The sequence below is a fragment of the Flavobacteriales bacterium genome (assembly GCA_016699575.1).
GTDB lineage: Bacteria > Bacteroidota > Bacteroidia > Flavobacteriales_F > PHOS-HE28 > PHOS-HE28.
The window spans coordinates 3,163,848-3,184,513 of the sequence record CP064979.1 but is presented as its reverse complement, the minus strand read 5'-3'; the positions used below and the strand labels follow the sequence as shown (position 1 = coordinate 3,184,513).

Sequence of the window (20,666 nt, the reverse complement as noted above, 5' to 3'; positions counted from 1 at the left end):
CCATGAAGGTGATCTGTATCGGCCGCAACTATGCCGACCATGCCATGGAACTCGGCAATGCGGTGCCTTCAGAGCCGGTGTTCTTCCTGAAGCCGGAGACGGCGGTTGTCTATCCCGGCAAGGACTTGAAGCTCCCCACGAACCTTGGCGTCATACATCACGAGCTTGAAGTGGTGGTGGCCATCGACGGCTACGGCAAGGACATACCGGCGAACATGGCGTTAGGCTTCGTGGGCTGGTACACCCTCGGCCTCGACCTGACCGCCCGGACTGTTCAGGATGAAATGAAGGCCAAAGGGCTGCCTTGGGAAAAGGCCAAAGCGTTCGATGGCAGTGCGGTGGTGGGCGATGTGGCGCTGCCTCTCGCAGCCGGTATGGACCTCCTCACCCACACGATCGAACTGAACCGCAACGGACAGACCGTGCAGGAAGGCCGCACGCGGGACATGATCTTCCCGGTGGCTGAACTGATCAGCTATGTATCGCGCTACATGACCTTGGAGCCCGGTGACCTGCTTTACACGGGCACTCCTGCAGGCGTGGGACCGGTCGAGCCGGGTGATACCCTGGAAGGATACATGGACGGCAAGCGCTTGCTGAACGTGGCCGTGGCGAAAGGGTAAGTTTGCGCCCCAATCATGACCAGGATCATCAACGTCGGCAACATCAAGTGCGGCAGCGACCAGCTCTTCCTCATCTCCGGTCCCTGTGTGATCGAGACCGAGGACGTGATGCTGCGCACCGCCGAGAAGCTCAAGGAGGTGAGCGAGCGCATGAAGGTGCCCGTGATCTACAAGAGCAGCTTCACCAAGGACAACCGCAGCAGCGTGGACTTCTATCAAGGTCCCGGCCTGGATGAAGGATTGAAAGTGCTCGCGCGCATCAAGAAGGACTTCGGCTTCCCCATCCTCACCGACATCCACTACCCCAGCCAGGCCAAGCCCGCCGCGGAAGTTGTGGACGTGCTGCAGATCCCGGCCTACTTGGTGATGCAGACCACCTTGGTGACCGAGGCCGCGAGGACCGGCGCGGTGATCAACCTGAAGCACGCGCAATTCCTGGCACCGGACAACATGATCAAGCCGGCCGAGAAGTGCAAGAGCGTCGGCAACGACAAGATCATCCTCACCGAGCGCGGCTACACCTTCGGCTACAACGACCTGATCGTCGATCCCCGCGCGTTCTACCACATGCGCAGAACCGGCTATCCGGTGGTCTTCGACATTACGCACAGCATCCGCAAGTACGGCATCCCCAGTGCCGACCCGCGCGGCGGCAACCGCGATGTGATGCCCACCATCGCCCGTGCCGGCGTGGCCGCAGGCGTGGACGGTGTGTTCATTGAAACGCATCCCGACCCGAGCAAAGCGCTCTGCGACGCGGCCAGCCAGCTCGGCGTGTACGACCTGGAGGAATTCCTCAAGCCCCTGCTCGATCTCCACGCCGTGGAATTGAAGCACCGCCAAACACCAGTAACTGCATAGGCCCGCGCGTCAGGCCTTTCATTTTTCCACTTTCACCTTTCAGTTTTTCCAATGGAGCTCTACCTCGACAGCGCCGACATCAAGGAGATCGACGAAGCCTTCAAGCTCGGATTCCTCACCGGCCTCACCACCACGCCCACCTTCATGCACCGGGGCGGGGTCACCAACATCGACAAGATGATCCTCGACCTCGCCAAGAAGGTCCCCATCCTGCAGGTGGAGGCCCTGGGCGAGACCGCCGAGGAGGTGGTGAAGGAGGCCAAGCGCCAGCTGAAGATGGGCCTGAAGAAGGAGACCACCGTCTTCAAGATCCCCGTGAGCCTGGAGGGCCTGCGCGCCTGCAAGATGCTGCGCAACGAAGGCATCATGGTGAACGTGCACTTGGTGTACACGCTGCAGCAGGCCTACATGGCCATGCAAGCCGGAGCCTCGTACGTGTGCCCGTTGGTCGGTCGCTTGCAGGACCAAGGCCATGATGCGCTCAGCTTGGTGAAGCAGTGCGTTGACGCCGTGAACTACTACGGGTACAACACCAAGATCATGTTCAGCAGCGTGCGCACCGTGGAGCACGTGCGCAACGCCGTGGAACTCGGTGTGCACACCATCACCGTGCCTTGGAAGCTGATGAAACAGCTCACCGACAACCACTTCACGGCCATCGGCACCAAGCAGTTCTACGTGGACACGCGCCTCATCACCATGAAGGTGAAGGACGTGCTCACGCGTACCAACCCGACCGTGAAGGACAGCGCCACAGTGAGCGAAGCTCTGGTGGAGATGACCAAGCATGGCTTCGGTGCGGTGATGGTCACGGACGCCAAAGGCAAGAACGTTGGTGTCTTTACCGACGGTGGTTTGCGCCGTGGTCTGGAGAAAGAAGGCAACAAGTTCCTGGCGAAGAAGCTCGGCACGCTGAAGTTCAACGCGCCCTTCACCATCAGCCCTGAAGCCCTGCTCGACGAGGCCCAGAAGGCATTCAAGGAGCACAAGGTGGACACGTTGAGCGTGAGTGAGAACGGCAAGCAGCTCGGCATGCTCGACATCCAGGACCTGATGAAGGCGATAGCGGGCTGACGGGCCATGCACCAGCATCCCATCGACCGCGACCCTTTCCTGGAGCTGGGCACTGAAGTCCTGCTCGGGCAACCGGAAATGGTGGAGCGCCTTTCCGCAGTGCGCGCCGTGCTCTTCGACTGGGACGGCGTGTTCAACGACGGGTGGAAAGACCTGGAAGGCGGCAGCCCCTTCAGCGAGGTGGGCAGCATGGGTGTGAACATGCTCCGATTCGGCCTGTGGTTGCAGAACAAGGAGCAGCTACCGTTCGCCGGCATCATCACCGGTCAGCACAACCCCCATGCTGAGCGCTTTGCGCAACGTGAGAAGCTGCACGGGCTCTACATGGGCTTCATCGACAAGCGCGAGGCCTTCGATGCCTTCCTGAAGAAGCACCGGCTGCGCGACGAAGAAGTGGCGTTCTTCTTCGATGATGCCATCGACCTTCCCGTCGCGGCGCGTTGCGGGCTGCGTATCCTTATGCGGGGCCAGGCAGGTGAGTTCTTCGTGAAGCACGCGGTGACCAGCGGATGCGCAGACGTGATCACGGCGCTCAGCGGCGGACAGAATGGCTTGCGGGAAGCCACCGATGCGCTGCTCACGATCATGGGGCGCTACGGCGAGACCATCGATAACCGGGCCGGGTACAGTGCCGTCTACCAACGGTACCTGGCCCAGCGCCAGGCCGTGCAGTCCGAAGTGATCCGAAGCACGCGGCCTTGAGCCGCCTACTTCGAGCCTCCACGCATCTTCACCTTGATGGAGTTCGCACCGGCACGGACCGCGAAAGTCGCCTCGTTGAAACCAGGTGGGCCCATACGGCCCATCGCATCGTTACTGAAAGCGAACGGCTCGATCGGCAAGCCCAGCTTGTTCACGTCGATATCGCCGTTGGCATTGATGTCGTGAACAGCCCGCAACGCGTAGGTCCCCGGCTTCAACCCGGTGAACGCCAACTTCACCACAGTGCCGACGGCATCGGCTTTCTGCAAGTGGCAACCTTCTTCAGCCTCGTAACTGGCGCTGTCAGGGCAGAGCATCAGCATAAGCTGCCCACCCGCGGCTTTGTTGAGCGTCACTTCCACTTCCAAGGTGGCTGTGCCTTGTGCAGCGGCCCGGCAAACGATCCACATCAACAGGGCAAGGGTCACTGATCGCATGGTCCAAATGTCGCGCACCGAACGCCCAATGCAACGTTGATGCCTCGAGGGTGTGGCAATTCAAGATCGCACTGACTTCCGTGAAAAGAACGCTCAGCGCCAGATGGCGGAGTGGACAAGACCGTCAGCAAGGGCGTGCGCGCGGTACATGCCGCTGCAGTTGAAGTCGAGCACCACGTTCCCGCTGCGGTCGATGGCGATGAGGCCCCCGTCGCCGTCGAGCGGTGGCAGCTTGTCGTGCACCACGGTGCGCACGGCCTCGGAGAGCGATAGGCCTTTGTAGTCCATGAGGCAGTGCACGTCGTGCGCCACCACCGCGCGCAGGAAACTCTCGCCATGCCCCGTGCAGCTGATGGCGCAGGTGCGGTCGTTGGCGTAAGTGCCACTCCCTATCACGGGACTGTCGCCAATGCGGCCGAAGCGTTTGTTCGTCATGCCGCCCGTGCTGGTGGCCGCGGCCAAGTGCCCGTGGGTATCAAGGGCCACTGCCCCCACCGTACCGAACTTCTTGCCGTCGCTGTGATCGAGCTGCACGACCTCGGTGCCTTTCACATCCTGCCACTGATCATAGCGAAAGCGATCAAAGAAGTACTCATCATCCTCCAGTTCCACGCGCTGCTGGTGCGCGAACTCGAAGGCACCGCGCCCGCTCAGTAGCACATGCGGACTGTGGAGCATCACACGGCGCGCGAGCACGATGGGGTTCTTGACGTTGTGCACACAGGCCACGGCACCGGCGGCCAGGTTGCTGCCGTCCATGATGCTGGCATCCAACTCGTGCGTGCCGTCCGCCGTGAAGACGGCACCGCGCCCGGCGTTGAAGAGCGGACAATCCTCCAGGGCCACCACAGCGACTTCCACGGCGTCCATGGCAGTGCCGCCTTCCTTGAGCATGGCATAGCCGCGGCGCACGGCGAGCTCCAATCCCGCACGGTACTCCTTCTCCCGTTCGGGCGACATGCTCTCGCGCGGTATGGTGCCCGCCCCACCGTGCACGGCTATGGCAATGTTCGTCATGGCGCGAAGGTCAGGAAAGAAGTGTGCTCAGGCAGGACGGTCGGCCGGGGTTTTCAGCAATGGAATACGGCTTGTTGTGTTCTCTCCGCATACATTCGGAACGACCAATATCCGTTGCGATGATGAGAACCCCAACCCTGCTCCGAACCGTTTGCAGCGTCCTCACCTTCTCGGCCCTCACCGCGGCGCATGCGCTGCAGGGCGGCCCCGACACCTACGGCTATACCTGGAAGGACAGCAACGAGCCCGGCGGTCCGGTGTACAACTGGTTCGACATCACGCAGATCGGCACGCCTGTGACCGGTCTTGCGGACGACAACGTGGTGGGTCCTTTCGTGATGCAGACCAACATGCCCTTCTATTGGTACGCACCCAAGAAGATCTGGATCGGCAGCAACGGCTACATCGCCTTCAATAGCGTGAACATCGCCTCGCTGTTCCCGCTCATACCGCAAGCTGGCGGCGCCAACGACTACGTGGCCTGCATGATGGCCGACCTCAACTTCTTCGGTGCGGGCAACCCGGCACAGTGCTACCTCTACGACGATGTGACGGTGACCGTCGTGAGCTGGATCAACGTACCGTTCTGGAGCCCTCTGCCGCCGAGCTATACGGGCAGCAACACCTTCCAGGTGATCCTCAACAAACAGGACAGCACCATCACCGTGCAGATACAGGACCAGCAGGGCTTCACCCAGAACAACGACCTGAGCCTGGGCATCGAGAGCATCACGGGTGACATCGGCCTCGCGCACAGCGCCGACCAATATCCCGTAGCAGGCCATGCCATCCGCTACTACAACCCGGCCGTGCCACTCCTACAAGTGCCCGACGCCAGTGTTGAATGGAACACCGAGGAAACCACGGCCGGCCTCATGCTGAAGCGCTATGGTCCGGACTTCCCGCTCACCGCCAACTACCGCAACACCGGCAACGTCGATGTGGGGCCGTTCGCCACGGACATCAGCGTCATCAACACGCTGGGCCAGGTGGTAGCCAGTTCATCGCAAGGCATCAGCTTGCTGCAGCCGGGCATCGATACTACCATCACGTACAGCGCGGCATTCACCCCGAACCCTGCTGGCACGTACAGCTACCGCGCTGAGCTGAGCGGTATTCCGAACGAACTGGTGGGCAGCAACAACATCCGGGTGCAGGAGCTTCAGGTGTATGACACCACCCTCGCGACCATCAACCTCGATTGGGCCGGTCCCGCCGATGACGGCATCGGAATCGGTTGGAACGGCGGCAATGGTGGCGTGGGAACACACATTGTTCCACCGTGGTACCCGATCTACTTCAACGCAACCACCTGCCGCATCGCCAGCAACGCGGGGCTTGTCGGTTTCTACATGCGCGTGTACGATGACGACGGCCCGAACGGTGGTCCCGGCACGCTCCTCGACAGTGTGTTCGTTCCACCGGCGAACGCAACCGCTGGGGATAAGGTGATCCCGCTGGCCAACCCCATCACACTCAACGATGGCGGACTGTATGTGCAGTGGTACATGGGCGGTGCCAACATCAACATCGCGCAGGACCCGCAGCTGCCGATAAGCCTCCGCAGCTACGAGTGCCTGGACAACGTGTGGGCCGAGTACCGCGATCGCACATTGTTCGACTTCCACCTCGGCCTACAAGCCGTGCAACCACCCGTGTACGACCTGGGCTGTACGGGCTTCTTCGGCCTCATCGATGGCATCGACGTGGGCAGCCCCGTGAGCGTGCGCGCTTGGGTGAAGAACCTCGGCAACCAAACGATGAACAACTTCCCGATGAGCTACCAATACGAGAGCGACCCGGCGGTGACCCAGAACTACACCGGTCCTGCGCTCGCGCCGGGCGATAGCTCGCTCTTCACCTTCTCGCAGATGTTCACTCCTGCCGAAACGGAAACAGGCGACATCTGCGCGTGGCCCACCTACGCCGGCGATGCTGATGCGACCAACGACACGGTGTGCGTGAGCATTAACGGGTTCGTGGGCGTTAACGAATTGAACGCCGCCCAGCTAACCGTGATGCCTGTGCCCGCCAACGACCGATTGACCATCTTAGGACTTCCCGCCGGTGATCTCACGCTTCGCTTGGTGGACGTGAACGGCAAAGTGGTACTGGAGCAATTGCTCGTGGTCAACGGCGCGGTGAACGTGGACGTGGCCACGCTTGCACCGGGCGCCTATTCGCTGATGCTGATGGCGGCGGATGCTGCGCGCACGGAGCGGGTGGTGATCGCGCGGTAGGAATACAGACCTCACGCAGAGACGCGGGGGACGCGGAGACCGAGGAGGTTGCGAGCTCCGCGCTCTCCGCGTCTCTGCGTGAAGGCATCAATACCTTCGCCGCCTTCAAACCCCGCCCATGTCGAAGAACACCTCCATCCTGCTCATCATCTGGAACGCTCTGTTGACGGCACTTGTGGTCTACTTGATGACGGGCCGTTCGTCCAAGACAAGCTCTTCGACAACTGTTAGTGGCAGTGACAGCACGGGTTTGGAAGTGGTGAGCTCGGACGATATGCCCGCGACCGGTCTGCCCGCCAATGCACGCATCGCCTATTTCGAACTGGACAGCTTGGAGAAGCACTTGGAGTTGATCAAGGACCAGCGCGCCCACTACGAGAGCGAGGTGAGCCGCAAGCAGAACACCTTGATGAAGCGGCAGCGCGATGCCCAGGCGGAAGCCGATGCACTGATGTCGAAAGACCAGACGTACAGCACCAAGGCCGAGCAGGAGAAGGACATGATGCGTTTGCAGGAACTCGACTATGAATTGAAGCAATTGGGCGCGCAGACCGCCGAGGAGGTGGAGCGCTTGGAGATGCGCATCATGGAAGAGATGACCACCTCACTGAAGGACTACCTGGAGGAGTACAACAAGACCGCCGGTTTCGACTATGTGATCATGATGCAGCCGGGCGGACAGGTATGGCCGGGCAACCCCTTGCTCAACGTCAGCGATGTGATGGTGAAGGGCATGAACGAGGCCTACGCGAAGAAGAAGGCGGAGAAGGCCGGTGCGAAGAAGTAGTGGTTGAGCGTTCGAGCAGTGCAGCTCCTTGCTGGCACCTGGATCGCTTCGACCTATGAAGGTCTCGCGATGACGTAGTGCGAGCCAGCGACCTTAGCGGCTGTGACGACTTTGGTGCGTGCGTCATAGCGAGCGAGCCTTCGAGTGAAGCGCGCCAGCAGTAGTAAAAGATGATACACCCAGGCTCAGTCAGCCTGTTCCACCACGCGTGAGGCTTCGTCGACCTGGCGCTCCATGGTGTTGCCATTGAACGTGCAGCCTGCAAGCGTGAACGCGCCGCCTTTGCGGTGCTGTTGGGTGCGCGACGCGCGCAGGCCAACCTTGTTCCCGCTGATGGTCACTTGGGACAAGCCGATCTGCGCTCCGTCCACCGCTGCGAAGCCGGTACCGCACTCCAGCGCATCCACGGTGTTGGCATCCACAATGGCATTGCTACTGGCGATGAGCCCCGTGCCCGGTAAACTGCGGAACACCGTCTTCGACACCACGACCTTCCCTCCCACCGCCACCAATCCATCGCCCTTCTGCTGACCGTTGGCTCCTTGGAAGTTGCAGGCGTCCACGGTGCCGTTACAGTTGGTCAGGTGCACACCATCGCCCTCGGTGCGCATGAACGCACAGCCGACCAGCTCAACGTTGCCACGCTGCGCGCTCACCAGCGCGCTCGATGAACCATTGAGGATGCTCTTCTCCATGTGCACATCGGTGTTGCGGAACACCAGCATGCCGTCCCTGCTGCCGCCACCGCTCATCTGCAAGCCGTTGATGACGCAGCGCGAGCCCTCGATGCCGTTCACGGTCATGCCGCCGTGCGGTGCATCGTCGGCAGGCCGGATGAAGACGGGGTTCGGTCCGGTGCCGTTCATGGTAATGGTGCCGTTCACCACCACCTCCACACCCGAGCCGAGGAACCAGCGCGTGCCTTTCTCCAGGATCACCACCGCGTTCGGCGGTGTGGTAACATCCGCAGTGATCGGGTACTTGCCTCGCACGAAACGCAGCGTGTCGCCGCTGGCCGTTCCGCCCAGGCGTTCAGCAATAGCCTTCAAGCTCTCCACCGCAGCAGCCGCGACAGGTCCGCCGCTCTCCGGGTTCGAGGGCACGACCATCGGTGCGCCCATGAGCCAGTTCAAACCCTCAGGCCTCTGGAGGTTGGCAACCGTACCGCTCGGGAACGACACGTTCGCGGTCGCCTTGTCCCGCACCTTCTGCATCCGTTCCTGGAAGCCTTCGAAATTCATCAACCGGCGGAAGATGTTCGCGACGGGGGTCCCGGCTTGTTGCCAGTCAGCACTGCTCCTGCGCGGCGTATAGAGCGGCGCGATACGGCCGGTCGTGCGGTCCAACACGAACGTGGCTTCGTCCAGAACGTCTTCACGGCGGCCTTCGGCTTCCATCATCACCAACCATGCGGCGGTGGCGTCGAGGTCGATGAGCGTGCCAACATCGCCCTTCCCCTGCATGATGGCCGCCTGCTTGAAGAGGATCTCCTCGGCGAGCGCTGAGTCGCCATCGGCATCGGGTCGCCAGTGCTCCGGATGCAACGAACCGAAACCTTGTGTGAAGAGCACGGCATCAGCGTAGCTGCGCTTGTCCAAGTACACATCGTCGAAGTTCTCCTCGGCGACGAACACCGCCCTTGCACCATCGAGTTCGACGGTCACACGCGTGCGCTCCGGCACATGCAGCCCCAGTGACTTGGCAAGTGCGGTGGCCTCGTCCACTTGCGTGGTGCGATCATCCACAGCGAGCAACAACAGGCGCCGTTGCTCCTTGAAGTAGTGCTGCTTGGGGAAGCGCAGTTCCCATCCGTTGGCATCCGCAAGGCGCCGCACTTCGATGCTGTCGCGGTAGTCCTCTGCAACGAACCATGCCGCGCGCCAGTCGGCATCGCTCAACTTCTTGCGCTTCTTCGTTCCCGTGTGGTGCCCGATGGTGATCGTCCATGCATCGGGGTCCACGCGCTCAGTAGGCTTCTTGCGCACATCGAACACGCTCGCATAGGCCTGCACTTCATGGGCTCCAATAGCGAACGGCCACGGTCCCGAGCGGTGCGCCCCGCTGCTGAACAACGCGAAGAGCCCGCCCACCGGCAGGCCGAAGCAGACCAGCCAGCGGAACAGCGCGCTAACGCGGCGTCGACGTGCCATGGGCGAACCAGGTTGTGGCCGATGCATCGCGCAAGCGGCCGGAGGTGATGCGCACCGTGGCGTTCCACGGCTGCAGTTCGTAGCGTTGCTTGTCGTTGTACAAGCTGCCTTTCACGTTGGTGGCGGTGAGCGGGAACAGACGCACGCGCACTTGCGTAGCGCTCTCTTCCAGCACCTGCAGGCGGTAGTCCTTGCCTGCGCTGCCGGGGTCCACTTGAAGCGAGTCACCGACCAGCGTGACTTCCACGGGCGGCACACCGCTGCCAGTGATGGTCACCGAATCACCTTCCCGCTTCGCCACGATGGTGTTCTCCTGCAACGCGTTCAGCAGACCGGCCCAATGCTCGCGCATCTGCCTGCCCAGTTGCTCGGTGGAATAGGCCCAGTGGAGCACGCTGTAGCGGTCCACGTCCTGCCCGGCCATGCTCAGCACGCCGTATTTGTTGCGGTCGGCATGCACGCTGGGTTCGATCCGTGCGACTACGTCGTCCATGTAGCGGTAGGCGGCGCTGTCGGTGTGCAGCGCCGCAAGGGCCTCCATGATGTAGCGATCGCGTTGCCAGCGCCATTCCGGGTCGTGCAACAGCCAGTACGATAGTGCGTCGTACATCGGGTACAGCGGCTCATCGGCCGGGGCGAACTTGAAGATGGGATCCCACAGCACGGGATAGACCTTGGCGGTACGCGGGCTCAGCACCAGCAATTGGTTGTGGTAGTTATCGATGTGGCGCGTCTCCAGCACCTTCATTGCTGCAGCGAACCGCAGGAAGGCGTCCACCTCGATGACCTTCTCCAACGAATCACGCCGCCGCTGCCACGGCATGTCCTTCGCGTTGATGAGGTGGATGAGCCCTTCGAGCTTGCGCCGTGCGTCGGTACTGTCGGCATCACCGAGGAATTCCCAATGGTCGGCATCCTTCCACAGCAGCCCGTGCTTCACGGTGTCACGCTCGTTGGTCGGTGCGAAGTCGCCCTTGAACATGGGCACATCGCCGGGGGCCATGCGGCGGTTGCGTTCGTAATCGGCGTCCACCTGCTCGCACGCGTGCATCACGCCATGGTCCTGTCCGTTGAGCCGCATGAACACCATGTCGTCCCACGGCACGGCCACGCCCATGCGCGCCGCGATCCAGTACGACATGTGCACGTTGATCATGTTGAAGCTCTTCGGGTTGAGGAAATTCACGCGTTCATAGGGCGCAAAGGCGCTATTGCGCTTCAACTTCAACCGGAACGACTTCTTCTCCCCGATGTGGTGCACCGCACCGTAGCCGCGATAGCGGAACTCCGCCGGATAGCTGATGCCGTTGTCGATGAGGCGGGCCTTCTTCCAGTCGGTGCCACTGTACGGCAGGTTGCTCTGGAGGCTGTCGAGGTCATGCGGGTCCACCTCGACCTCCACAATGCGCAGGCGGTGCGGCGCCGGACTTTCCAAGAGGCCATCGGCCAGCACGTTGAGGGCCGCCGCCCCGGCCATACCACTGGCGCGGTGCACACCGAACCACAGGAAGCCGACCCCGATGATGCCGAGAACGCCAACGAGCAACGCTGTCCAAACGGAAATGCCGTTGTCCGAGCGTTTGGTCATCGGCGCGCTGTGAACAAGAGGACAAGGGCACCGACCAAGGCCACCAACAGGGTACTGAGCATGAAGCCCATGCCCATCAGCGTGGCCAGAAGGACACCCGGCAACCAGAGATCGCGCTCCTTGACCGCCCGCGCTACGAAGCCCGCGACCATCAGTGCCGCCGCAACGGAAATGGACGGCACGAGTTCATCGCCAAAGGCCCGCAGCACAAGAACCAATGCGAATGCCAGCAGCAACAGCAGCCAAGGCATGGTGCTCCCGCGCTCACTGGTCTTGAAGCGGCGGTTGTTGAGCCATCCCCAAACCAGCAGCACCACGAAGAGGAAAAGGAACAGGACCAGCCGCTCGATGGCAGCGTGGTAAACGCCTTCCCAGAAATGATCGAAGGTGCGGCCCATGAGCGCGAAGATGGGATTGACCGACGCCAACGGCCATTGCTGTCGGGCTAGTTTTCAAACACCCGTATGAGAGAATCAGTTCTGAACTGCATCAAGGTCGTGGTACATTCGCCAAGCCATCATGGGTACGATCATCAAAAAACGGCTCACCGCAGTTCAAACAAAGCGCTTGAAGGTGCGGCGTAAGCGCAGCGGCTTCGACCCGACCAAGCACGCTGGAGTTCTCGAATACAAGTTGGACCCGGTGAAAGTCCAGCGAAAGCTGCGAGATGGCGAGTGAGAGCCTGGTTATCGACACCAGCGTTGCAGTCCTTCTGTTGACAGGGAACCAAGGACTTGGCAACGTGGTTGCCGGTATGGACCTAAATGTGTCCTTCGCCACTGAGATCGAACTGTTCATTTTCCCGGGCATCGCACCTGCCGACAACATACATGTGCGCCGCCTGCTTGCTGATTGCATTATCCAAGGGGTGAATCCCGGGATCAAACGATCAACGATACACCTGCGCAGGAAGTACAAGTTCAAACTGCCCGACGCCATCATTGCTGCCACCGCCTTGGAACTAGGGGCACCCCTGGTGACCGCCGACAAGAAGCTCTACCGCGCGAAAGAGGATCTGGATATCTGGATGTTCCAGCCGTGATGCGCAGCAGATCATTTGACCGAGTGCTTTATGATGCGATGCTTGTTTCGCGGGCATGGCTATTGCCAAGGTGCTCATCCGACCGCATCAGGAAGATGAACCTGCGCTCTTTCACGTTGCTACCGCTCCTGTTGGCTATCTGCGCTACAGGCCAAGAGGACCGCATCGAGATCCTGAGCGTGGACAAGCTGGTGTACGACGATAGCCTGGCACCGGGCGCCCAGCGGCTCATCGGTAATGCGCGCTTCCGCCATGCCGGGGCCATCATGACCTGCGACAGTGCGTACCTCTATGAGGACCAGAGCGTGAAGGCCTTCGGGCGGGTGGCCATCACCCAAGGCGATACGCTACGCATCACGGGGCACCGTCTGGACTACGTCGGAAAAGACCGGCGGGCATCCATCTCGGGTAAGGGCGCGATGCCGGGTCAAGCCCGGCATGACAATTCCGGCGTCACGCTCACCAACCCTGACATGCAGCTCACGACCGATGCCCTGGTGTACGACCTGCGCTCGCGCGTGGCGGTGTACGCGAACGGCGGCACCATCGTGAGCCGGAAGGAGAACAACACACTCACCAGCGGGCGCGGGGTGTACATGGCCGCGGAGCGGGCCTTCCTCTTCAGCGATAGTGTGTCGTTGGTGCATCCGCAGCGCACCATCCAGAGCGACACCCTGCGTTACGAAACCGCAACGGGCATCGCACGGTTCTTCGGGCCCACCACCATCGCGCAGCGCGACGGGAGCACCGTGCGCTGCAACGAGGGCTGGTACGACACGCGCAAGGACCAGGCCCGCTTCGGCAAGGGCGCGCGCATCGTGGGCAAGGACCAGGAGATCGCAGGCGACAGCATCCGCTACGACCAGCGCACCGGCATCGGCGAGGCGTTCGGCAACGTGGCCATCATCGATACCATCAACGACATGGTGGTGCGCGGCGACCGTGCCTGGTACGACGAAGTGCGCGACAAGAGCATCGTCACCGGCCGTGCGGAACTGGTGATGCTGGTCGGCGGCGATTCGCTGTTCCTCCATGGCGATTCGCTGTTCGCGACTTCGGACACGGTGCTGGACAAACGCACCATCCGGGCCTTTCACGGCGTGCGCTTTTTCAAGAGCGACCTTCAGGGGGTATGCGACAGTTTGGTATACGGCGAGGCCGACAGTACGATCCATCTGTTCAGCGAGCCGGTGCTATGGAGCGGCAACGATCAGATCACAGGGGATAGCGTGCGCATCCTGATGGCCAACGGCAGCGCGCACCGGCTTTTTGTGCGTGGCAACGGCTTCATGGCGTCCATGGCGGACAGCACGCACTTCGACCAGGTGGTAGGCACCACCATCACGGGCTTCTTCCACGACAATGAACTGCGCACCGTAGTGGCCGAAGGCAACAGCCGCACCATCTACTTCGCCAAGGAGACCAAGGACAGCGTGGAGCGCATCATGGGCATGAACACCGCCGACTGCAGCCGTATTGATGTGGCCATTGCAGCGGACAGCTCCGGAGAAGCCACGGTGCATACGGTGAGCTTCATTACGCGGCCCGACGCTGTCTTCTGGCCGATCGGTAAAGCACCCACGGACGAGCAGCGTTTGCCCGGTTTCCAATGGCATGCCCACCGCAGGCCACTGGACCGCGCAGGGATCTTCGCGCACTGATGGCCGTCCGGTAGTTTCGTCGCATGCCTACCTCCATGATCAAAGCGATCGGCGTCATGAGCGGAAGCTCTCTTGATGGGATCGATATTGCCTTGTGCGGTTTCGCGGGCGTCGATAAGCGCTGGACCTACTGGATCGAGAAAGCCACCACCGTGCCGTTCGACAGTGCTTGGCATGATCGATTGCTGAACGCCTCCTCGGCTTCGGCCTTCGACCTGTCGCGCATGCACCGCGACCTGGGTGCGTTCATCGGAGGATCGGTGAAGTCCTTCATGGCGGCGCGCGGTCCGGCAGACCTCATCGCTTCGCACGGCCACACCATTTTCCATCAACCAGGGCCGACCGGCTTCACCACACAGATCGGATGCGGCGCACAGATCGCAGCCATCACCGGCATTCCCACCGTTGTGGACTTCCGCACCAAGGACATTGCGCTGGGTGGGCAGGGTGCTCCGCTTGTTCCACTGGGCGAGCGGTTGTTGTTCCCCGGATACGATGCGTTCATCAACCTCGGTGGTATTGCCAATGTATCGTTCCATGGCAGTACTGGCGCGACGGGCTATGACATCTGCACGTGCAACCAGGCGCTGAACGCGCTGGCATCCGAAGCGGGCAAGTCATTTGACAACGATGGTGCGATCGCGCGTTCCGGCACAGTGGACAACGAACTGCTTCAGCGCTTGCACGACCTCCCCTTCCTGCAAAAACAGACCCCACGTTCGCTGGGCCGGGAACATTTCGAGGTGGACATGCTGCCATTGATCGAGAGCACCACCGTGCCGCTTGCCGATCGGATGCGCACCTGCGTTGAGCACATGGCGGAACAGATCGTGCGGCATTTGGACAAGCGCATTGCCGGGCGGGTGCTGGTGACCGGTGGTGGTGCGCACAATAGCTTCTTGATGGAGCGGCTACGAGCGTTGACGACCACAGAGATCATCGTTCCGGACACGCTGACGATCAACTTCAAGGAGGCCCTCGTGTTCGCACTGCTCGGCGTGCTGCGCTGGAAGGGTGAGGTGAACACGCTCTGTAGCGTAACCGGTGCCGAGCGCGACAGTATTGGCGGCGCGGTGTACCTGCCCAATTAACAGGCTGTCAGTAGAAACTGGTCGAACGGTGCCCGGCCATGCTTTGGGCTGCGGGTACTTTCGCCCAATGCCAGAAGCGGTTAGTATGACGAGCAGCGCGATGAAGGAATTGTTGAAGGTGTTCGAGCAGCGCAGCCCTGAGATCGTGTTCGAATGGAACGACCCGCCCACCGGCGCCAAGGGTTGGGTGGTGATCAACAGCCTGCGCGGTGGTGCAGCCGGTGGCGGCACGCGCATGCGCAAGGGGCTCGACCGTCGCGAGGTGGAAAGCCTTGCCAAGACCATGGAGGTCAAGTTCACCGTGAGCGGCCCGCCGATCGGTGGTGCCAAGAGCGGCATTGACTTCGACCCGCAGGACCCGCGCAAACGCGATGTGCTGCGCCGTTGGTACCGCGCTGTGATCCCCTTGTTGAAGACCTACTACGGCACCGGCGGCGACCTCAACGTGGACGAACTGCACGAGGTGATCCCGATGACGGAGCACTACGGCCTGTGGCACCCACAGGAAGGTGTGGTGAACGGCCATCATGCGCCGAACCAAGGGGCTAAGGTGCGCCAGCTCGGACAGTTGCGCAGCGGTGTGAGCAAAATGATCGAAGACCCCGCCTTCACGCCGATGATCGGGCAGTACGCCGTGGCCGATATGATCACGGGCTACGGAGTGGCCGAAAGCGTGCGCCATTACTACCGCATCTGGGGTGGCAAGCCACAGGGCAAGCGCGCCATCGTGCAAGGCTGGGGCAACGTGGCCAGCGCTGCCGCCTACTACCTAAGCCGTATGGGCGTCAGCATCGTGGGCATCCTGGACCGCAAGGGCGGCATCATCAGCACGGACGGGCTCGGACAGCAGCAAGTGCACGACCTCTTCATCAACAAGGAAGAGAACACACTTACAGCGAACGGCGTGCGGCCCTTCGACGAGGTGGAGCGGCTCATCTGGGACATCCCGACGGACATCTTCATCCCATGCGCGGCCAGCCGGCTCGTCACCGGCGAACAAGTGGACCGCATGAAGGCCGCTGGTCTGGAAGTGATCGGAAGTGGTGCCAACGTACCCTTTGCCGACAAGGAGATCTTCTACGGCCCCATTGCCGAGCATGCGGACAACAACGTGGCCGTCATCCCGGACTTCATCGCCAACTGCGGCATGGCGCGCGTGTTCGCCTACTGCATGTTGGACGGCGCCGTGCTCACCGACCAGGCCATCTTCGCCGATGTGAGCCGGACCATCGGCAACGCACTGGACAAGGTGCACGAGCGCGGACCTGAAAAGACCGGCATTACGCAACGCGCCTTCGAGATCGCCCTCGAACAACTTACCTGACATAATCGCACGGAGCCATTCAACGTTAGCAATCAACCGGAACCCCTCGCATGACACTGCTGCAGATCGCAACCGACAGCGCACGCCAAGCGCTCGAGACCTTGAAGGACGGTGCGCCCGTCACGGAAAAGACACTGAGCGTTTGGGAGCTGATCCAATACGGCGGCTGGTACATCATGGGGCCGCTCGCCCTCATGTCGCTCCTCGCCGTGTACATCATCATCGAGCGCACCATGGCCATGAACCGTGCGCTGCGCGATGAGAAGGACTTCATGGCGAAGATCCGCGACTACATCCACGAAGGGAAGCTCGACAGCGCGCGCAACCTCTGCCAGACGACCGCAACGCCGGTGGCCCGTATGCTCGAGAAAGGCATCAACCGCATCGGCAAACCGATGAAGGACATCGAGGTGAGCATCGAGAACCAAGGCAAGATGGAGGTGTACCAATTGGAAAAAGGCATACCCATCCTGGCCACCATCGCGGGTGCAGCACCCATGGTCGGTTTCCTCGGCACGGTGGTCGGCATGGTGGTCACCTTCCATACCATGGAAGTGGCGGGCGCCGGCGTGGAGGTGAGCGAACTGAGCGGCGGCATGATGCAGGCGATGATCACTACTGTGGCCGGTCTCATCATCGGTATCCCTGCCTACGTGGGCTACAACCTATTGGTGGCGCGCGTCAACAAGGTGGTCCAGAAGATGGAGGCGCGCAGCATCGAGTTCATGGAAGTGCTGGACGCACCGGCGAAGTGAGCGCATGAACCTGCGGAGCAACAATAGGATCGACGCGGGCTTCAGCCTGAGCAGCATGACGGACCTCGTGTTCCTGCTGCTCATCTTCTTCGTCATCCTCAGCACCATGGTGAGCCCCAACAGCTTGCCGGTGGACCTGCCCGTGAGCGACAACAAGACCAAGGAAAAACCCATTGTGGCCGTGCGCATCGATGCAGAGAGCAACTTCAGCGTGAACAACGAGCTCATCGATCCGCTGGACCTGGAGGGTGTACTGAAAGACCGGATGAAGGCGGGCAACGGCAAACCGAGCATCGTGCTGCACGTGGACCAGAGCGTGCCTGCGGGCGTCACCGTGGGCGTGCTGGAGATCGCCAAGCGCAACCAGTGGAACGCCATCATCGCCACACGACCCGAGTAGGATGGGACTGCGCAGCACGCACAAGATCGACGCCGGCTTCAGCCTGAGCAGCATGACGGACCTCGTGTTCCTTCTGCTCATCTTCTTCGTCATCATCAGCACCATGGTGAGCCCCTACGCCGTACCCGTTGAACTGCCCAAGGGCAAGAAGGGCGGCAGCGCGGAAAAACCGAAAGTGGTGCTGCGCGTTGCCGAGGGCGATGTGTTCAGTGTGAACAATGCCGCCATTGCCGTGGAAGCTTTGGAAAGCAGTTTGAAGACCGAGATGGCCAAGCACTCTGCCCAACAACCGATCCTCCTTTATGTGGATCAGGCGGCCGGCACGGGTGCGATGGTCAAAGCACTGGACATTGCCAAGCGGAACAAGTGGCGCATCGTTCTGGCCGCCCAGAGCACTCCGCCCCCTGTGGCGGTTGCAACTGGCTCGACACCTGCAACTGCCACCACGCCATGATCACGGTGTACGACGAACAGGACCGCCGAATCAGCATGATCGCCACCGCGCTGATCCATGCTGGGTTGCTGGCGCTGTTCCTCTACGTGGGATTGAAAGAGCCCGACCCGCGCCCGAAGGAGGAAATGCTGGTGGTGGCTTCCATGGCCGATTGGGGCGTTAGCGAAACCGGCAGCGGCGAAGTGGAGACCGACAACCCCGGCGAGACCGAGACCACCACTGCTGCCAATTCGCAAGAAGATCCCTTGGATGTGGCCACCGACGAAGCCAGTGATGTGGAAGTGGTGAAGCCGCCCAAGCCCGTGACCAAGCCCAAAGATCCGAAACCGACCACGGAGAAACCGAAGGAACAAGTGAGCACCGGCCTGAGCAACGCCATGGATGCTTGGAAGAAGCCGAACAAGGATGGCGAGGGTTCTGACGGAAAAACAGGTCCGGGACTGAACGAAGGCAACCCCGATGGGAACAAGGATGGCATTGGAACCTTTGGCGGTGAATGGGGCTCAATCACCATTGGTAACGGCCGCTCCCCGAACGGCAAACCCCGCTTCACTAATGATCATACGGAGGAAGGGAAAGTGGTGCTCCGTTTCTACATCGATCGCAACGGCAAGGTGACCCGCGCCGAACCCATTCTATCCGAAAGCAGCACAACGAGCACGCAGCTCTTCGCCAAAGCGAAAAAGGCCTTGTTGGAAATGACCTTCAGCTCGGATCCCAAAGCCCCGGCGGAACAGCAGGGCAAGGTGACGATGCGTTTCACACTCAGTTGAGCATGACCTACGCCACCGCGTTGGCGTACCTCTACGAACAACTGCCGATGTTCCATCGCATCGGCAAGGCGGCGTACAAGGCCGACCTCAACAACACGCACGCGCTCATGGACCTGCTTGGGCACCCCGAGCGCAACCTGAAGTGCGTGCATGTCGCTGGCACCAACGGTAAGGGCAGCACCAGCCACATGTTGGCCAGTATCCTGCAGGAAGCCGGCTACCGCACGGGCCTTTACACGTCGCCGCACCTGAAGGACTTCCGCGAGCGCATCCGCATCAACGGCGCTATGATCCCCGAGGAACGCGTGGTCCACTTCGTTGAAGAACACCGCGCGGCGTTCGACGCGATCAAGCCGAGCTTCTTCGAGTGGACCGTGGCCCTCTGCTTCGATTGGTTCCGCGCAGAAAAGACGAACATCGCCGTGATCGAAACCGGGCTGGGCGGCAGGCTGGACAGCACGAACGTGGTGACCCCCGAAGTGTGCGTGATCACCAACATCGGTTGGGACCACGCCGACCTTTTGGGCGGAAGCCTGGAGGCGATCGCTGCGGAGAAAGCGGGTATCATAAAACCCGGCGTGCCCGTCATCATCGGTGAAGCGTCGGGCGCCCTTGCCGAAGTTTTCAGGCAGAAGGCAGAAGTAGAAGCCGCGCCGATCCACTTCGTTGAGCACGCGGAACCCGTGCCCCTCCCCATTGAACTGTTGGGCGAGCACCAAGAACGCAACGCGCGCAAGGTGCTTTCATCCGTGGACGCTCTGCGCTCGAAGGGATGGACCGTTCCTGACGGTGCTATTGGTCGCGGGCTGGCATCCACCAGTTCCAACACGGGCCTGCGTGGCCGCTGGGAAATCCTGGGGCAGCACCCGCTCATAGTAGCCGATGTTGGGCACAACGCCGATGGCATGCGGGTAGTGAAAACCCAGCTGACGCGAACGCCGCACCACCACTTGCACATCGTCCTAGGCTGCGTTGGCGACAAGGACCTCGGGCGGTTCCTGGCTGAACTACCGCCCCACGCGACCTACTATTTCTGCAAGGCGGATATCCCACGAGGCTTGGATGCCGACGAATTGAAGTCGCGCGCCGAAGCCATCGGGCTGCATGGCACGGTGCATCCAAGCGTGGTGGCGGCCTTCACCGCTGCTCAGGCCGCGGCAAGTCACGAAGATCTGGTCTTGATCACAGGCAGCGTTTTCGTGGTGGCCGAGGTGCTTTGATGCCTCCGGCTATATTCGCGGCCCCTTCGGGGAATCGTTCTTTCCAACAGGAGGCATAGCTCAGCTGGTTCAGAGCATCCCGCTTAAGGCGGGAGGATCGCTGGTTGAACTGTGCTTCCCTACTCACGGAGGCATAGCTCAGCTGGTTCAGAGCATCCCGCTTAAGGCGGGAGGATCGCTGGTTGAACTGTGCTTCCCTACTCACGGAGGCATAGCTCAGCTGGTTCAGAGCATCCCGCTTAAGGCGGGAGGATCGCTGGTTGAACTGTGCTTCCCTACTCACGGAGGCATAGCTCAGCTGGTTCAGAGCATCTGCCTTACAAGCAGAGGGTCGCTGGTTCGAATCCGGCTGCCTCCACTCCGGGATGTTAGCTCAGCTGGTTCAGAGCGTCCCGCCTCGCAGGCGGGAAGGTCACTGGTCCACTGAACGGGATGTTAGCTCAGCTGGTTCAGAGCGTCCCGCCTCG

21 protein-coding genes and 1 tRNA gene are annotated in these 20,666 nt (G+C 61.4%); 17 read left to right on the top strand and 5 right to left on the bottom strand.

The window, feature by feature from the left end:
• Window positions 1–2: 2 nt before the first annotated feature.
• Genes IPJ76_13285 through IPJ76_13270 form a run of 4 tightly spaced genes read left to right on the top strand, consistent with a single transcriptional unit; the run spans window position 3 to window position 3,260 of the window.
• The gene (locus IPJ76_13285; GenBank protein QQR85575.1) at window positions 3–623 is read left to right on the top strand and encodes a fumarylacetoacetate hydrolase family protein; all 621 of its coding nucleotides are present in this window, start codon (window positions 3–5) and stop codon (window positions 621–623) included.
• 15 nt (window positions 624–638) lie between these two features.
• Entirely contained in the window at window positions 639–1,484 is an 846-nt protein-coding gene (kdsA, locus tag IPJ76_13280) for a 3-deoxy-8-phosphooctulonate synthase (GenBank protein QQR85574.1), read from the top strand.
• Between the two features lie 51 nt (window positions 1,485–1,535).
• On the top strand, window positions 1,536–2,558 hold the full coding sequence (locus IPJ76_13275) for a CBS domain-containing protein (GenBank protein ID QQR85573.1): 1,023 nt from the start codon (window positions 1,536–1,538) through the stop codon (window positions 2,556–2,558).
• Between the two features lie 6 nt (window positions 2,559–2,564).
• Complete coding sequence (locus IPJ76_13270; protein QQR85572.1) at window positions 2,565–3,260, top strand: phosphatase; 696 nt, start codon at window positions 2,565–2,567, stop codon at window positions 3,258–3,260.
• 5 nt (window positions 3,261–3,265) lie between these two features.
• Here the strand turns inward: IPJ76_13270 and IPJ76_13265 are convergent, their stop codons facing one another.
• Both IPJ76_13265 and IPJ76_13260 read right to left on the bottom strand, forming a co-directional pair.
• Window positions 3,266–3,697 carry a DUF2141 domain-containing protein gene (locus IPJ76_13265; GenBank protein QQR85571.1) on the bottom strand — a complete coding sequence of 144 codons (432 nt, stop codon included), beginning with the start codon at window positions 3,695–3,697 and terminating at the stop codon, window positions 3,266–3,268.
• Window positions 3,698–3,790: 93 nt separating this feature from the next.
• Window positions 3,791–4,714 carry an isoaspartyl peptidase/L-asparaginase gene (locus IPJ76_13260; GenBank protein QQR85570.1) on the bottom strand — a complete coding sequence of 308 codons (924 nt, stop codon included), beginning with the start codon at window positions 4,712–4,714 and terminating at the stop codon, window positions 3,791–3,793.
• A 119-nt stretch (window positions 4,715–4,833) separates the two neighbouring features.
• Between IPJ76_13260 and IPJ76_13255 the strand changes: the two genes are divergently transcribed.
• Entirely contained in the window at window positions 4,834–6,954 is a 2,121-nt protein-coding gene (locus tag IPJ76_13255) for a T9SS type A sorting domain-containing protein (protein ID QQR85569.1), read from the top strand.
• A 118-nt stretch (window positions 6,955–7,072) separates the two neighbouring features.
• A complete protein-coding gene (locus tag IPJ76_13250) occupies window positions 7,073–7,741 on the top strand; it encodes an OmpH family outer membrane protein (GenBank protein QQR85568.1) in 669 nt (222 codons plus the stop codon).
• A gap of 185 nt (window positions 7,742–7,926) precedes the next feature.
• Here the strand turns inward: IPJ76_13250 and IPJ76_13245 are convergent, their stop codons facing one another.
• From IPJ76_13245 to IPJ76_13235, 3 genes are read right to left on the bottom strand one after another with little or no spacing between them, the layout of a single operon-like run.
• Window positions 7,927–9,891 carry a right-handed parallel beta-helix repeat-containing protein gene (locus IPJ76_13245; GenBank protein ID QQR85567.1) on the bottom strand — a complete coding sequence of 655 codons (1,965 nt, stop codon included), beginning with the start codon at window positions 9,889–9,891 and terminating at the stop codon, window positions 7,927–7,929.
• Window positions 9,869–11,479 carry a CotH kinase family protein gene (locus IPJ76_13240; protein QQR85566.1) on the bottom strand — a complete coding sequence of 537 codons (1,611 nt, stop codon included), beginning with the start codon at window positions 11,477–11,479 and terminating at the stop codon, window positions 9,869–9,871. Before IPJ76_13240 ends, IPJ76_13245 begins: the two co-directional genes overlap by 23 nt.
• A complete protein-coding gene (locus tag IPJ76_13235; protein QQR85565.1) occupies window positions 11,476–11,877 on the bottom strand; it encodes a hypothetical protein in 402 nt (133 codons plus the stop codon). The genes IPJ76_13240 and IPJ76_13235 overlap by 4 nt, the downstream gene beginning before the upstream one ends.
• Window positions 11,878–11,998: 121 nt before the next feature.
• On the opposite strand from IPJ76_13235, the gene IPJ76_13230 reads away from it, so the two are divergent.
• The 11 genes from IPJ76_13230 to IPJ76_13180 all read left to right on the top strand — a co-directional run bounded on the left by IPJ76_13230 (window position 11,999) and on the right by IPJ76_13180 (window position 20,557).
• Window positions 11,999–12,157, top strand: a complete 159-nt coding sequence (locus tag IPJ76_13230) for a hypothetical protein (GenBank protein ID QQR85564.1) — start codon at window positions 11,999–12,001, stop codon at window positions 12,155–12,157.
• Complete coding sequence (locus tag IPJ76_13225) at window positions 12,147–12,521, top strand: type II toxin-antitoxin system VapC family toxin (protein ID QQR85563.1); 375 nt, start codon at window positions 12,147–12,149, stop codon at window positions 12,519–12,521. Before IPJ76_13230 ends, IPJ76_13225 begins: the two co-directional genes overlap by 11 nt.
• 95 nt (window positions 12,522–12,616) lie before the next feature.
• A complete protein-coding gene (locus tag IPJ76_13220; protein ID QQR85562.1) occupies window positions 12,617–14,182 on the top strand; it encodes a hypothetical protein in 1,566 nt (521 codons plus the stop codon).
• A gap of 23 nt (window positions 14,183–14,205) precedes the next feature.
• A complete protein-coding gene (locus IPJ76_13215) occupies window positions 14,206–15,273 on the top strand; it encodes an anhydro-N-acetylmuramic acid kinase (protein QQR85561.1) in 1,068 nt (355 codons plus the stop codon).
• A gap of 100 nt (window positions 15,274–15,373) precedes the next feature.
• Window positions 15,374–16,597 carry a Glu/Leu/Phe/Val dehydrogenase gene (locus IPJ76_13210; GenBank protein QQR88463.1) on the top strand — a complete coding sequence of 408 codons (1,224 nt, stop codon included), beginning with the start codon at window positions 15,374–15,376 and terminating at the stop codon, window positions 16,595–16,597.
• A 50-nt stretch (window positions 16,598–16,647) separates the two neighbouring features.
• Window positions 16,648–17,352, top strand: a complete 705-nt coding sequence (locus tag IPJ76_13205) for a MotA/TolQ/ExbB proton channel family protein (protein QQR85560.1) — start codon at window positions 16,648–16,650, stop codon at window positions 17,350–17,352.
• 4 nt (window positions 17,353–17,356) lie between these two features.
• Window positions 17,357–17,752, top strand: coding sequence for a biopolymer transporter ExbD (locus IPJ76_13200; GenBank protein QQR85559.1), 396 nt, complete (start codon window positions 17,357–17,359; stop codon window positions 17,750–17,752).
• Between the two features lies 1 nt (window position 17,753).
• Entirely contained in the window at window positions 17,754–18,206 is a 453-nt protein-coding gene (locus IPJ76_13195; GenBank protein QQR85558.1) for a biopolymer transporter ExbD, read from the top strand.
• Entirely contained in the window at window positions 18,203–18,979 is a 777-nt protein-coding gene (locus IPJ76_13190) for an energy transducer TonB (protein QQR85557.1), read from the top strand. The genes IPJ76_13195 and IPJ76_13190 overlap by 4 nt, the downstream gene beginning before the upstream one ends.
• Window positions 18,980–18,981: 2 nt before the next feature.
• Complete coding sequence (locus tag IPJ76_13185; protein ID QQR85556.1) at window positions 18,982–20,199, top strand: bifunctional folylpolyglutamate synthase/dihydrofolate synthase; 1,218 nt, start codon at window positions 18,982–18,984, stop codon at window positions 20,197–20,199.
• A gap of 283 nt (window positions 20,200–20,482) precedes the next feature.
• Window positions 20,483–20,557: transfer RNA gene (locus IPJ76_13180), tRNA-Val, on the top strand.
• The last annotated feature ends 109 nt before the right edge of the window (window positions 20,558–20,666 follow it).

Excerpts from the sequence above, each read along its gene's own strand:
- IPJ76_13215 (QQR85561.1), top strand. The coding sequence starts at position 14,206 with ATGCCTACCTCCATGATCAAAGCGATCGGCGTCATGAGCGGAAGCTCT.
- IPJ76_13205 (QQR85560.1), top strand. The coding sequence starts at position 16,648 with ATGACACTGCTGCAGATCGCAACCGACAGCGCACGCCAAGCGCTCGAG.
- IPJ76_13230 (QQR85564.1), top strand. The coding sequence starts at position 11,999 with ATGGGTACGATCATCAAAAAACGGCTCACCGCAGTTCAAACAAAGCGC.
- IPJ76_13260 (QQR85570.1), bottom strand. The coding sequence starts at position 4,714 with ATGACGAACATTGCCATAGCCGTGCACGGTGGGGCGGGCACCATACCG.
- IPJ76_13220 (QQR85562.1), top strand. The coding sequence starts at position 12,617 with ATGAACCTGCGCTCTTTCACGTTGCTACCGCTCCTGTTGGCTATCTGC.
- IPJ76_13225 (QQR85563.1), top strand. The coding sequence starts at position 12,147 with ATGGCGAGTGAGAGCCTGGTTATCGACACCAGCGTTGCAGTCCTTCTG.
- IPJ76_13185 (QQR85556.1), top strand. The coding sequence starts at position 18,982 with ATGACCTACGCCACCGCGTTGGCGTACCTCTACGAACAACTGCCGATG.
- IPJ76_13190 (QQR85557.1), top strand. The coding sequence starts at position 18,203 with ATGATCACGGTGTACGACGAACAGGACCGCCGAATCAGCATGATCGCC.
- IPJ76_13200 (QQR85559.1), top strand. The coding sequence starts at position 17,357 with ATGAACCTGCGGAGCAACAATAGGATCGACGCGGGCTTCAGCCTGAGC.
- IPJ76_13240 (QQR85566.1), bottom strand. The coding sequence starts at position 11,479 with ATGACCAAACGCTCGGACAACGGCATTTCCGTTTGGACAGCGTTGCTC.
- IPJ76_13245 (QQR85567.1), bottom strand. The coding sequence starts at position 9,891 with ATGGCACGTCGACGCCGCGTTAGCGCGCTGTTCCGCTGGCTGGTCTGC.
- IPJ76_13270 (QQR85572.1), top strand. The coding sequence starts at position 2,565 with ATGCACCAGCATCCCATCGACCGCGACCCTTTCCTGGAGCTGGGCACT.
- IPJ76_13275 (QQR85573.1), top strand. The coding sequence starts at position 1,536 with ATGGAGCTCTACCTCGACAGCGCCGACATCAAGGAGATCGACGAAGCC.
- IPJ76_13195 (QQR85558.1), top strand. The coding sequence starts at position 17,754 with ATGGGACTGCGCAGCACGCACAAGATCGACGCCGGCTTCAGCCTGAGC.
- IPJ76_13250 (QQR85568.1), top strand. The coding sequence starts at position 7,073 with ATGTCGAAGAACACCTCCATCCTGCTCATCATCTGGAACGCTCTGTTG.
- IPJ76_13210 (QQR88463.1), top strand. The coding sequence starts at position 15,374 with ATGAAGGAATTGTTGAAGGTGTTCGAGCAGCGCAGCCCTGAGATCGTG.
- IPJ76_13285 (QQR85575.1), top strand. The coding sequence starts at position 3 with ATGAAGGTGATCTGTATCGGCCGCAACTATGCCGACCATGCCATGGAA.
- IPJ76_13265 (QQR85571.1), bottom strand. The coding sequence starts at position 3,697 with ATGCGATCAGTGACCCTTGCCCTGTTGATGTGGATCGTTTGCCGGGCC.
- kdsA (QQR85574.1), top strand. The coding sequence starts at position 639 with ATGACCAGGATCATCAACGTCGGCAACATCAAGTGCGGCAGCGACCAG.
- IPJ76_13235 (QQR85565.1), bottom strand. The coding sequence starts at position 11,877 with ATGGGCCGCACCTTCGATCATTTCTGGGAAGGCGTTTACCACGCTGCC.
- IPJ76_13255 (QQR85569.1), top strand. The coding sequence starts at position 4,834 with ATGATGAGAACCCCAACCCTGCTCCGAACCGTTTGCAGCGTCCTCACC.